The organism is Microbacterium protaetiae, from assembly GCF_004135285.1.
GTDB lineage: Bacteria > Actinomycetota > Actinomycetes > Actinomycetales > Microbacteriaceae > Microbacterium > Microbacterium protaetiae.
On sequence record NZ_CP035494.1, the window covers coordinates 316262 to 329111 of the forward strand.

10 protein-coding genes are annotated in these 12850 nt (G+C 67.9%); 1 reads left to right on the forward strand and 9 read right to left on the reverse strand.

Annotated features, from left to right (window positions below):
* Nucleotides 1-80: 80 nt before the first annotated feature.
* Nucleotides 81-923 (forward strand): DUF1295 domain-containing protein, encoded by an 843-nt coding sequence (locus ET475_RS01475; protein WP_129385358.1) that lies wholly within the window; start codon nt 81-83, stop codon nt 921-923.
* Here the strand turns inward: ET475_RS01475 and ET475_RS01480 are convergent, their stop codons facing one another.
* The 9 genes from ET475_RS01480 to ET475_RS01520 all read right to left on the reverse strand — a co-directional run bounded on the left by ET475_RS01480 (nt 924) and on the right by ET475_RS01520 (nt 12803).
* On the reverse strand, nt 924-1559 hold the full coding sequence (locus tag ET475_RS01480) for a thymidine kinase (RefSeq protein WP_129385360.1): 636 nt from the start codon (nt 1557-1559) through the stop codon (nt 924-926).
* 44 nt (nt 1560-1603) lie between these two features.
* Nucleotides 1604-3064: a malate dehydrogenase (quinone) gene (mqo, locus tag ET475_RS01485; RefSeq protein ID WP_129385362.1), complete on the reverse strand. Its 1461-nt coding sequence runs from the start codon at nt 3062-3064 to the stop codon at nt 1604-1606.
* A 64-nt stretch (nt 3065-3128) separates the two neighbouring features.
* Nucleotides 3129-4196: an aspartate-semialdehyde dehydrogenase gene (locus tag ET475_RS01490; RefSeq protein WP_129385364.1), complete on the reverse strand. Its 1068-nt coding sequence runs from the start codon at nt 4194-4196 to the stop codon at nt 3129-3131.
* A gap of 140 nt (nt 4197-4336) precedes the next feature.
* A complete protein-coding gene (locus ET475_RS01495) occupies nt 4337-5638 on the reverse strand; it encodes an aspartate kinase (RefSeq protein ID WP_129385366.1) in 1302 nt (433 codons plus the stop codon).
* A 56-nt stretch (nt 5639-5694) separates the two neighbouring features.
* The gene (locus ET475_RS01500; protein WP_242497720.1) at nt 5695-6654 is read right to left on the reverse strand and encodes a DMT family transporter; all 960 of its coding nucleotides are present in this window, start codon (nt 6652-6654) and stop codon (nt 5695-5697) included.
* A 10-nt stretch (nt 6655-6664) separates the two neighbouring features.
* Nucleotides 6665-7258: a recombination mediator RecR gene (gene recR, locus ET475_RS01505; protein ID WP_129385368.1), complete on the reverse strand. Its 594-nt coding sequence runs from the start codon at nt 7256-7258 to the stop codon at nt 6665-6667.
* Between the two features lie 3 nt (nt 7259-7261).
* Entirely contained in the window at nt 7262-9430 is a 2169-nt protein-coding gene (locus tag ET475_RS01510) for a DNA polymerase III subunit gamma and tau (RefSeq protein ID WP_129385370.1), read from the reverse strand.
* A gap of 79 nt (nt 9431-9509) precedes the next feature.
* On the reverse strand, nt 9510-12023 hold the full coding sequence (locus ET475_RS01515; RefSeq protein ID WP_129385372.1) for a glycoside hydrolase family 65 protein: 2514 nt from the start codon (nt 12021-12023) through the stop codon (nt 9510-9512).
* Nucleotides 12024-12059: 36 nt separating this feature from the next.
* A complete protein-coding gene (locus ET475_RS01520; protein ID WP_129385374.1) occupies nt 12060-12803 on the reverse strand; it encodes an HAD family hydrolase in 744 nt (247 codons plus the stop codon).
* Nucleotides 12804-12850: the final 47 nt, after the last annotated feature.

Genomic DNA, 12850 nt, shown 5'->3' on the forward strand with positions numbered 1-12850 from the left:
GACTCCTTTTGTGGTCTGACCACCATACCTCCTGTGGTCAGACCATGCAAGCGGGCGACTCGACCGGATAGCCTGGGCCCGTGAACTCCCTGGGTGTTGTCATCATCGTCGCCGCTGTCGTGTGTGCGTTCTGCTGGGTGGCCTCTCTGATCACCAAGGACACTTCGTGGGTCGACCGGCTGTGGTCGATAGCGCCGGTGGTCTACGCGTGGATCTTCGCTCTGGCCGCGCTCATCGGCGGCGGCCACAGCGCCCGCGTCGTGGTGATGGCCGTGCTCGCCACACTGTGGGGTGCCCGGCTCACTTTCAACTTCGCCCGCAAGGGCGGATACACCGGGATGGAGGACTACCGCTGGGCGGTCCTGCGCGGCCGAATGAAGCCCTGGGCGTTCCAGGTGTTCAATCTGGTGTTCATCGTGCTGTACCAGAACGCTCTGCTCGTCTTGATCACCCTGCCGGCGTGGCTTGCGCTGCGGCATCCCGCTCCTCTGACCGGCTGGGACGCGCTGTTCACCGTGCTGTTCTTGGGGGCGCTGGTGCTGGAATTCACCGCCGACCAGCAGCAGTGGCGGTTTCAGCAGGCCAAGAAGCGCGCGGGCGGACACCTCGAGCCGGGCTTTGTGAATACCGGGCTGTTCCGATACAGCCGGCATCCCAACTTCTTCGCCGAGCAGGCGCAGTGGTGGATGTTCTACGCGCTGGGTGCGACCGCCGCTGTCACGGCGGGACTCGGGTTCTGGGGCGGCGTCGTGAACGTGACGGTCATCGGCGCGGTGCTGCTGACCGCACTGTTCGTCGGATCGACCGTTTTCACCGAATCGCTCTCGTCGGCGAAGTACCCCGCCTACGCCGGGTACCGCCGCACGACGTCGATGATCGTGCCGTGGTTTCCGCGGCGCCGGGCCTCGGCGCAGCCGGCCTGATCAGCCGAGGCGCCCACCCGATTCGCGCAGGTAGCACTCCGCGCACATCGACTCGTAGGTGACGCGCTCGGCAGTCAACTCGTCGATGGCGACCTGGTCGCCGTCGAACACGAAGCGGCCGCCCACGAGCCGGGCGTTGAACAACGCCTTACGCCCGCACCGGCAGATCGTCTTGAGCTCTTCGAGGCTGTGCGCGAGCTCGAGCAGACGCCGCGAGCCCGGGAACGTCTGCGTCTGAAAATCGGTACGGATGCCGTAGGCCAGCGACGGCACGCCGTCGAGCACGACGATGCGCAGCAGATCGTCGACCTGCTCGGGAGTGAGAAACTGGGCCTCGTCGATGAGCAGACACGCCACGTCGGTGGATGCCTCGGGAATGAGGGCTTCGGCATCGCCGCGCACACTCGCCCGGTGCTCGGCGAACAGCGCTCGCAGGTCGTCGTCGGGACGGATCAGGAAGTCCACGGGGCGGCTCACCCCGAGGCGGCTCGAGATGCGATCGGCGTCTTTCGTGTCGATCACCGGCTTTGCCAGCAGCACGTGCTGGCCGCGCTCTTCGTAGTTGTACGCGGCCTGCAGCAGGGCGGTCGACTTGCCGGAATTCATCGCCCCGTAGCGGAAGTACAGTTTGGCCACCGGACGAGTCTACGGCCGGCGCCGCGCCGGCGAGGCGACGGCGGTCAGAGCGCGATCTTGAGGTCTTGCGCTGTGCCGGTCAGCGTCTGCAGAGCCAGCGCAGGCTGGTCGTTGAGGCTCTGCCCATACGTGGGGATGAGCTCGCGGATCTTCGGCTCCCACGACGCGAACTGATCGGGGAAGCACGTCTTGAGCAACGTGAGCATGATCGGCACGGCCGTCGATGCCCCCGGAGACGCGCCCAGCAGCCCCGCGATCGAGCCGTCGGAATGGGCCACCACCTCGGTGCCGAACTTCAGCTGCCCCTGGTGCATCACCTGCGCGCGCTGGCCTGCCTGCAGCAGCTTCCAGTCCTCATCCCGAGCCGACGGCATGAGCTCCCGCAGATCGTCGACCTTGCGGTGATGGTTCTTGGCCAGCTCGCTGAACAGGTAGCGGATGAGATCGAAGTTGGTGAAGGCGACCTTGAGCATGCTGAAGATGTTCGAGAAGCGCACTTGGGTCACGAGATCCCACATCGACCCGTTCTTCAGGAACTTCGGGCTGAAGGTGGCGAACGGTCCGAAAAGCACGGATGCCTCGCCGTCGACGACGCGCGTGTCAAGATGCGGCACCGACATCGGGGGCGCACCCACGGTGGCCTTCGAATACACCTTGGCGTGGTGGGCGGCGACGACCTTGGGGTCGGTGGTCTGCAGCCACTGCCCGCCGATCGGGAAGCAGCCGTACCCCTTGATCTCGGGGATGCCCGATTTCTGCAGCAGCTTCAGCGCCCAGCCCCCGGCACCGACGAACACGAATCGGGCGTTGATGCGCCCCGGAGCCCGCCCGATCGTGCGGCGGTACTTCACCTGCCACGTGCCGTCTTTCTGACGCTTCAGATTGCGCACCTCGGTGTCGGTGCGCACTTCCACGCCGTCTGCGCTCAGCTGCGCGAACAGCTGGCGGGTCAGCGAACCGAAGTCGACGTCAGTGCCGCCGCTGACGCGGGTGGCGGCGAACGGCTCGTCGGCCTTCAGGCGCTCCTGCATGAGCAGCGGCGCCCACGTGTTGATGACACGGGAGTCCTCGCTGTACTCCATGTCGGCGAACAGCGTCTGCTGCTTGAGAAGCTCGTACCGCCGCTTGAGGAAGTCGACGTTCTTCTCACCACGCACGAACGTCATGTGCGGGGTGGTGTTGATGAACGTGTCGGGGTCGCTGAGCACCCCGCGCTCGACCAGACTCGACCAGAACTGCCGGCTCAGCTGGAACTGCTCGTTGATCGAGATCGCCTTGCTGATGTCGATGCTGCCGTCGGCTGCCTGCGGCGTGTAGTTCAGCTCGCACAGTGCAGAGTGCCCGGTGCCGGCGTTGTTGAAAGCGTTCGAGCTCTCTTCGGCGACATCGCTGAGCCGCTCGATGGCGGTGATCTTCCAGTCCGGCTGCAGCTCGTGGAGGAAAGCACCCAGGGTGGCACTCATGATGCCCCCACCGATCAGTACGACATCGACGGTTTCAGTCACGATTCTCCAGTCTACGTGGCGTGGTGGGATGCCTCGTCCACGCCGGTCGCGTCAGACGGTCGCGTCAGACCGCGGCGGTGATGCGCGCGGCGACGAGTTCCGCGATCTGCACGGCGTTCAGCGCGGCTCCCTTGCGCAGGTTGTCGTTGCTGAGGAACAGCACGAGGCCCTTGCCCTCGGGTGCCGATTGGTCGGCTCGGATGCGGCCGACGAAGCTGGGGTCTTTGCCGGCGGCCTGCAGTGGAGTGGGCACCTCGTCGAGCACGACTCCGGGCGCGTCGGCGAGGATCTCACGGGCCTGGTCGGGGGTGATGTCGCGCGTGAATTCGGCGTGGATCGACAGCGAGTGCCCGGTGAAAACGGGCACGCGCACGCAGGTGCCGGCCACGAGCAGGTCGGGCAGCTCGAGGATCTTGCGGCTCTCGTTGCGCAGCTTCTTCTCTTCGTCGGTCTCGTTGTCGCCGTCGTCGACGAGGTTGCCCGCAAACGGGATGACATCGAATGCGATCGGGGCGACGTACTTCTCCGGCTGCGGAAAGTCGACTGCTCCCCCGTCGTGCACGAGGCCGATGGTGTTCTGCGCGACGGCGGCCTGCGCCTGCCCCAGAAGCTCTTCGGCCCCCGCCAGACCCGAGCCTGAGACGGCCTGGTAGGTGCTGACGATCAGCCGCTGCAGGCCGGCTGCGGCATCCAGGGGCTTCAGAACAGGCATGGCGGCCATCGTCGTGCAGTTGGGATTGGCGATGATGCCTTTGTGTGCCTGGGCGATGGCGTGCGGGTTCACTTCGCTGACGACCAGCGGCACCTCGGGGTCCATCCGCCAGGCGCTGGAGTTGTCGATGACCACGGCGCCCGCCTCGGCGAAGCGGGGTGCGTGGGTGCGGCTGCCGGTGGCCCCGGCCGAGAAGAGCGCGATGTCGATGCCTACCGGATCGGCGGTGGCGACATCTTCGACGATGACGCTCTGACCGCCGAACTCGACCGCGCGGCCGGCCGAGCGCGCCGTTGCGAACAGTCGGAGTTCGCGAATCGGGAACGAGCGCTCGGCGAGGATCTCACGCATCACGGCGCCCACCTGGCCGGTGGCGCCGACGACGGCGACGGAGAGTCCTGAGTCAGAGATACGGGTCATGTCGATCCTCGAAGAACAGGCGCAGCGCACCCGCACAGCGCACAGGCGCTGGGCGGAATGCGACGTCGCGGGGTTTCGCCGATTCTACCGGGACCGGGTGGGGCGAGCGCGCATATTGCGGCGCTGCGCTCGCGGTGGGGTCAGCGCCCGGTGCCGGCGTAGACGGTGGCGTCCACCTCGCCGTCGAGACCGAAGGCGGTGTGCACAGCGCGCGCCGCCTCGGCGAGATCGTCACCGCGCAGGACCACCGAAATGCGGATCTCTGAGGTCGAGATCATCTCGATGTTGATCCCGGCGGCGCTGAGTGCGTCGAAGAGGGTCGCCGAGACCCCCGAGTTCGAGCGCATGCCGGCTCCGACCACCGAGAGCTTGCCGATCTGGTCGTCGTGCACGAGGCTCTCGAAGCCGACGTCGTCCTGCTCGGCGGCGAGGGCGCGCAACGCGAGGGCGGCATCGGACTTGGGAAGGGTGAACGAGATGTCGGTGCGACCGGTCGTGGCTGCCGAGATGTTCTGCACGATCATGTCGACATTGGCACCCGACTTGGCGACGATCTTGAAGATCTCGGCGGCTTTGCCCGGAATGTCGGGTACGCCCAGAATCGTGATCTTGGCTTGGCTGAGGTCGGTCGCGACGCCGGCGACGACGGGCTCTTCCATGTGATCTCCCTGAAGCTGCGGGAACAAGGTGGACAGCTCTTCGCGGCGCGCCTCGTCGACGACCAGGGTTCCCTCGGTCGAGCTGAACGTCGAGCGCGCATGGATGAGCACGCCGTGCCGGCGGGCATATTCCACTGCGCGAATATAGAGGACTTTGGCGCCGTTCGCGGCGAGCTCGAGCATCTCTTCGCTGGAGATCACCTCGAGTTTGCGGGCCTTGGGAACCACGCGCGGATCGGCCGTGAAGATGCCGTCGACGTCGCTGTAGATCTCGCAGACGTCGGCATCGAGAGCCGCCGCCAACGCCACGGCGGTGGTGTCAGAACCGCCGCGACCCAGCGTGGTGATGTCGCGGGTGTCGCGGTTGAAGCCCTGGAATCCGGCGACGATGACGATCGCCCCCTCGTCGAGCGCCTCACGCAGGCGAATGGGCGTGACATCGACGATGCGCGCGGCACCGTGGTGGGCGTCGGTGATCATGCCGGCCTGGCTTCCGGTGAACGACCGCGCCTCGAATCCCATCGAGTGGATCGCCATGGCCAGCAGCGCCATCGAGATGCGCTCCCCACTGGAGAGCAGCATGTCCAGTTCACGCGGCGCAGGGATCGGCGCTACCTCTGAGGCCAGTTCGAGCAGCTCGTCGGTGGTGTCGCCCATCGCGCTGACAGCGACGACCACATCGTGTCCGGCACGGCGCGTGTCGACGATGCGTTTGGCCACCCGCTTGATGCTCTCGGCATCGGCGACCGACGATCCGCCGTACTTCTGGACGATCAGCGCCACGAACCCACTCCCGTACTGCGTTTCACGGGCACGGATGCCGCGCCCGACATCCCATCTTACGGATCGGCCGACTCGCGAGCCGACCGTGTGACGTCGTCAAGGGCGCCGGCGCCGGCCGCACTCACCGGTTGCGGAGCTGCCGCGGGGCGCCACCTTCCGCCAGTGGCGGCCAGCCAGCATCCCGCCAGAACCAGCGGGAAACCGAGCAGCAGCCACGGTGACAGCGGTTCACCCAGGATGATGATGCCCAGCGCTATCGCGACGATCGGGTTCACATAGGTGAACAGCGGCGCGGTCACCGGCCCCACCTCGCCGATGAGTGCGAAGAAGGCGACGAACGCGACGGCGGTGCACAGCACCGCCAACGCCGCGAGCGCCACGATGCTGCGCGGTGCCGGCACCTCGTGCTGAGTGAGGAGCGCGAAAGGCAGGTAGACGAGACCGACGGCCACCAGTGCCAGTGAGATCGGGCCGAGCGAGGGCACATCGCTGAGCTTGGCCGAGACGATGAACGGCGCGATGGCGTACAACAGGGCGGTCAGCAGCACCTCACCCACCGCGACGAAGGTGGATGCCGCATCGGTGACCGCCATTCCCTGCCCACCGACGACCACCGCCACGCCGCCGAAGCCGACGAGCAGGCCGATGATCCGCCACGGGCTCACGCTGCGATGCGTGCCGATGGAGAAGCCGATCACCACCGCCCAGAGCGGCACGGTCGACACGAGCAGCCCGGTCAGTCCCGACGGGATGGTGCGCTCGGCGTCGCTGAGAAGAAAGAACGGGCCGCCCATCTCGATCGCTCCGAACGCCAGAACCCAGGGCCAGCGGCGCAGCGCGGGACCGAGGGCTCTGCGGTGCAGTGCGATGGGCAACAGGATCACGGCGCCGCCCAGGGTGCGCCCGCTGACGACCGCGGCGGGCGAGAACGACGCGACCGCCTCGCTGATGAACAGGTATGGCACACCCCACAGGACGGCCATGGCGGCGAACAGCCACCAGCCCTTTGCACTCACTCGTGCATTGTCACACGGACCGCCGACCTTCGAAGGCGCGACCGAGGGTCACTTCGTCGGCGTATTCGAGGTCGCCGCCCACCGGCAGCCCCGATGCCAGCCTCGTCACAGAGATCTGCAGCGAGTGCAGCAGGCGCGACAGATACGTCGCGGTGGCTTCGCCTTCGAGGTTCGGGTTGGTCGCGAGGATGACCTCTTGCACCGTGCCGTCGGCCAGACGCTGCATCAGCTGGGCGATGCGCAGGTCGTCGGGGCCGATTCCTGCGATCGGGCTGATGGCGCCGCCGAGCACGTGGTAGAGGCCACGGAACTCGCGCGTGCGCTCGATCGCGGCGACGTCTTTGGCGTCTTCGACGACGCAGATGAGCGTCTGGTTGCGCCGCGGATCGCGGCAGATCGCGCAGCGGTCGTGCTCGGTCACGTTGCCGCAGATCTCGCAGAAGCGCACTTTCTCGCGCACTTCGCCCAGCAGCTGCGAGAGCTTGGAGACGTCGAAGCCGGGGGTCTGCAGAATGTGGAACGCAATGCGCTGCGCCGACTTCGGGCCGATGCCGGGAAGGCGGCCGAATTCGTCGATCAGGTCCTGGACGATGCCGTCGTACATGGGCTAGTGGAACCTCGTGGCTGACTCGTAGGGCTCTTCACGGACGAAGCGGGCACCCAGCACCTGGCGGACGACGGCTTCGCCGACGCGCTCGATTCCGTCATCGCGAATGGATGCCGTCGGCGCGATCGGCGCCGCGACGACGGGCACAGCCGCCTCGGGCGCGTCGAACTCGTCGGCGTCGTCGCCGTCGTCATCGGGTTCGGGGGCAGGAGCGACGACGGATGCCGGGAGCACATCACCCTCGCGCGGCGGCGCCAGTGTCGTCACACGCAGCGACGTGGCGTCTTCGGGGTCGTCGTCGACGGCGAGCTGGTCGGCGCCCGGTGGCTGGTCGGGGTCGGACGGGATCGCCGCAACCGCCCAGTCTGTGACCGGCGTGGCAGCTGGGCGGGTCGTGGCCGGTGCGGGCGCGACGGAGGATGCGGGCGCGGCCGGCGGCGGGCCGGCCGGATCGGGGTCGTCGTCGGGCGGGGGGATGTCACCGGGGTCGGCCTGTCGCGGAGACGGGGCGCCGCCGCCGTGACGGGCGATGTACTTGACGCGGATGCCGAGCACGGCCTGGATCGCCTGGCGCAGGTCTTCGCTCGGCCCGGCTCCTGCCTGGAGCTTCTTGAACTTGCCCACGTCAGCGGCGCTGGCGAAGTTCAGCGTGAGCACGTCGTCGGCGAAGCCCGCGACCGTCGCGGTGGTGGCCACCAGCCATGAAGAGCGACTCACCGACTCGAGACGGGCCAGGATGTCGGGCCAGGCCGCCTGCACGCGATCAAGTGTCACGGGCGCGTCGGGTTCGGGTGCCGCCGGGGTCGTGTCGACGCGCTGTGCCGGCGGGGTCGTGTCGACGCGCTGTGCCGGCGGGGTCGTGCCGACGCGCTCTGCTGCTGGGGCGGCGACCGGGGCGGGCGTCGGGGTGGGATCGGGGGCCGTGTCGACGCGCTCTGCTGCGGGGGCGACCGGGGCTCGTTCCGCTGCGGGGGCGACCGGGGCGGGGCCGTGGGGCGGAGGAGGGGCCGTGTCGACGCGCTCTGCTGCCGCGGCGACCGGAGCGGGCGCAGATGCGGTGACCGCTCCCCCACCGTGCGCGAGCACTCGCGCGATCATCAGCTCGAGTTGCAGCCGCGGTGAGGTGGCGCCGCTCATCTCGTCGAGCGCCGAGACCACGATGTCGGCGATGCGCGAGAGTCGCTCGGCGCCGAAGGCAGTCGCCTGCTGCGACATGCGCGCGAGCTCATCAGAGGGCACGCCGCGCAGCACCGCTGTCGCGCCCTCGCCGGTGGCGGCCACGACGATAAGGTCGCGCAAGCGCTCGAGCAGATCGTCGACGAAGCGACGCGGATCTTGACCGGTTTGCACCACGCGGTCGACCGCAGAGAAGGCGGCTGCGGCATCCTGGCTCGCAAACGCCCCGACGACCTCGTCCAACAGCTCTGCGGGGGTGTAGCCGAGCAGCGCCACGGCGCGGGCGTAGGTGACCGTCGCCTCTTCTGACCCGGCGATGAGCTGGTCGAGCACCGACAGGGTGTCACGCGGAGAGCCGCCGCCGGCCCGGACGACCAGCGGCAGCACACCGGCTTCGACCTGCACGCCCTCTTGCCCGCACAGCTGCTCGACGTACTCGAGCATGGCCGCGGGCGCCACCAGCCGGAACGGGTAGTGATGGGTGCGCGAGCGGATAGTGCCGATGACCTTCTCGGGCTCGGTGGTCGCGAAGATGAACTTGACGTGGTCGGGCGGCTCTTCGACGAGCTTGAGCAGCGCGTTGAACCCTTGCGGGGTGACCATGTGCGCTTCGTCGAGGATGAAGATCTTGAACCTGTCGCGCGCCGGGGCGAACACGGCCCGCTCGCGCAGATCGCGTGCGTCATCGACGCCGTTGTGGCTGGCCGCGTCGATCTCGACGACATCGAGCGAGCCCCCGCCCCCGCGGCCCAGCTCGATGCAGCTGTCACAGGTTCCGCACGGCGTGTCGGTGGGCCCCGCGGCACAGTTCAGGCAGCGGGCGAGAATGCGCGCCGAGGTGGTCTTGCCACAGCCGCGCGGACCCGAGAACAGATAGGCGTGACCGACCCGGTCGGCGCGCAGAGCGGTCATCAGCGGATCGGTGACCTGGGATTGCCCGATCATCTCCGCGAACGTCTCGGGCCGGTAGCGGCGGTACAGAGCTGTGGTCACCGCTCCAGCCTACGGCGTGCGTCCGACACCCGGACAGTGCCGCCGCGCTGCGGCATCCGCCGCCGGCCCACGACGGCGCTCAGTGCGCCGTATCGATCGTGGGAACGCTGTCGGTGATCACCGGGATGGTCGTGGTGAATGTGGTGGGCACCGAGGCCGAGAGCAGCGTGCCGTCTTCGCGACGCTCGCCGATCAGTTCCCGCAGCGTCGGCCGGCCCGCGACATCCGGTCCCTGATCGGCCAACGCCACCACGACCTCGCCACCGGGCTCGACGGTGTATCCCGTTCCGCGCACCTCGAACGACACCGGCGCGCCGGCGCCTGCGCGCACCGTCATGCGCTCACGCTCGAGTCGGATGCGCAACGGGGTGCCCCGCCAGTGGATGACGTACTCGAGGTCGTCCCATTCCTTGGGCAGCCGCGGATCGAAGATGAGCTCGCCGAGGTAGTCGCGCATGCCACCGAAGCCCGACACCAGCGCCGTCCACACGCCGCCGGCCGAGGCCACGTGCACACCGTCGGCGGCGTTGCGATGCAGGTCTTCGAGGTCGACGAACAAGGCGTGCTCGAAGTAATCGTGCGCCAGCGACTGATAGCCCACCTCAGCGGCCAGGACCGACTGCACCACCGCCGACAACGTGGAGTCGCCGGTGGTCAGCGGGTCGTAGTACTCGAAGTCGGCGAGTTTCTCTTCGGGGGTGAAGTGATTGCCCTGCAGGAACAGCGCCAGCACCACATCGGCCTGCTTGAGCACCTGATAGCGATAGATCACCAGGGGGTGGAAGTGCAGCAGGAGCGGACGCTTCTCGGGCGGCGTGTTCTCGAGATCCCAGACCTCCTTCTCGAGGAACACCTCATCTTGTGGATGGATGCCCAACTGTGAGCTGTACGGAATGTGCATCGCATCGGCCGCCCGCTCCCAGGCATCCGGCTCGGCAGGATCGAGACTCAGCCGCGCCACCATGCGGCGATAGACCTCGCCGTCGCGCTCGGCCATCGCCCGCACTGTGCGCGCCGCGAAACGCAGGTTGAATCGCGCCATCACGTTGGTGAAAAGGTTGTCGTTGACCACCGTCGTGTACTCGTCGGGCCCGGTCACGCCGTGGATGTGGAACTCCTCAGCCCCGTCGTGCGCACGCCAGAACCCCAGGGTCGCCCAGAGCCGCGCCGTCTCGACCGCGACGTCGACACCTTCGCGCCAGAGGAAGTCGAGGTCGCCGGTCGCCCGCACGTACTTGGCCAGCGCGTAGGCGATGTCGGCGTTGATGTGGTACTGCGCCGTTCCGGCGGCGTAGTAGGCGGATGCCTCTTCTCCGCTGATCGTGCGCCACGGGTAGAGGGCTCCGGCCTCGGTCATCTGGTGCGCGCGGCGCCGGGCGGCCGGCAGCATGAGCGAGCGCATCCGCAACGCGTTCAGCGCCCACTGCGGGGTGGTGTAGGCCAGGAACGGCAGGATGTATATCTCGGTGTCCCAGAAGTAATGACCGCTGTATCCCGATCCGGTCACACCCTTGGCGGGGATCCCCAGCTCATCGGAGCGCGATGCCGCCTGCGCGAGTTGGAAAAGGTTCCAGCGCACGGCCTGCTGCAGATCGTCGCGCCCGCCGATGCGCACGTCGGAGCGCTCCCAGAAGGAATCCATCCATGAACGCTGGCGCGCGAACTGCGTGGCCAGATCCACGCTCACCGCCCGATCGAGCGTGCGGCGGCAGCGATCGACGAGCTCACGAGCGGGAACTCCGCTGGCGGAGGTGTGATAGCTCGCCAGCTTGACGACCCGGATCGGCACACCTGCCTTGGCCTGCACGCGGAACACGTTCTTGGCGATGTCGGGTTCGACCAACGTGCGCAGCGTGTACGGGTTCTCGGTCTCGATGATGTGGTCGGCCGCGACCGCGAGCGTCATCCGCGAGTGGGCGACCGTGTAGCTGAGCACCGAGCGCAGCTTGTCCTGCCAGTACTGCTCGGGCAGCAGCACCCGCTCGGCGAATCGTTCGGTTCGGCGCGGGTCGAAGCCGGCGCGGCGCGGGGCGATCGGCGTGCCGCCATAGACGTCTTCGCCGTCTTGACGGTTCACTATCTGGCAGCTGATCGTGACCGGGGCATCGGCGTTCTCGACGGTCACGTCGACGGTCATGATCGCCAGATGCCGCTCTTCGAACGAGACCATCCGCTCGAAATCGACACGCACCCGCTTGCCGCTGGGAGTGACCCAGAGGATGCTGCGGCGCAGCACGCCGTCACGCATGTCGAGCACGCGCTCGTACTCGCGCACATCGGCCAATCCGAAGGTGAGCGGCTCGTCATCGACGTAGACGCGCATGACCTTGGCGTCGGGGGCGTTGATGATCGCCTGGCCGACTTCGGCGAAGCCGTAGGCCTGCTCGGCATGGCGGATGGGGAACGTCTCGTGGAAACCGTTGATGAAGGTGCCCTGCTCGTGCGCATGACGCCCCTCGGGGTGATTGCCGCGCATGCCGAGGTAGCCGTTGCCCACGGCGAACAGCGACTCGGTGACACCGGCGTCGTCGAGGTCGAATTCGGTCTCGATCAGCCGCCACGGGTCGACGGGAAAGCGGTCGCGATTGATCATTCGGGTCCTGTCTGAAAAAGGTACGACCTCACGAGTCTAGGAACCGTGCGGACGTGTTTCGACCAGTTCGGCCAGATCGTCGACCACGAGATCGGCGCCGGCCTGCCACAGCGCCTCTGCGCCCACTCCGCGGTCGACGCCGATGACGAGACCGAACCCGCCGGCGGCGGCCGATCGCACGCCGCTGAGGGCGTCTTCGACCGCGGCCGCGCGTGACGGCTCGACCTGCAGCATCCGTGCCGCGGCAAGGAACATGTCGGGCGCGGGCTTGGAGGCCAGCGCGGCGCGCTCGGCGGTGACGCCGTCGACGACGACCACGAACCGATCGCGGATACCGGCCACGCCCAGCACCTCGTCGGCGTTCTTCGAACTGGAGACGACCGCCACCGGCGTGCCCGCCTCGCGCAGCAGGTCGAGGACTCGCAGCGACCCGGGGTAGGGCGCGATGCCGTCGGCGCGCAGCGCCGCTTCGAAATACCCGTTCTTGCGATTGCCGATTCCGCAGACGGTGTCGGCGGTGGGCGGGTCGGCCGGATCGCCCCAGCGCACCTCGACCGAGCGGCTGCGCAGCACCGCGGCCACTCCGTCGTAGCGTTTCTTGCCGTCGACGTGCTCGTAGTAATCGCGGTCGGTGTAGGCGGGGGTGATCTTCCACGCGGCGAACAGCTCGTCGAAAAGACTCTGCCAGGCGTGCATGTGCACCTCGGCGGTGGGGGTCAGCACGCCGTCGAGGTCGAACAGCACGGCGTCGTACGCGGTCAGATCGATCTGCTCGGCCACCCCATGTCCCTTCGTCGGCGGGCGGACCCGCTCTCCCCAGCGTAACG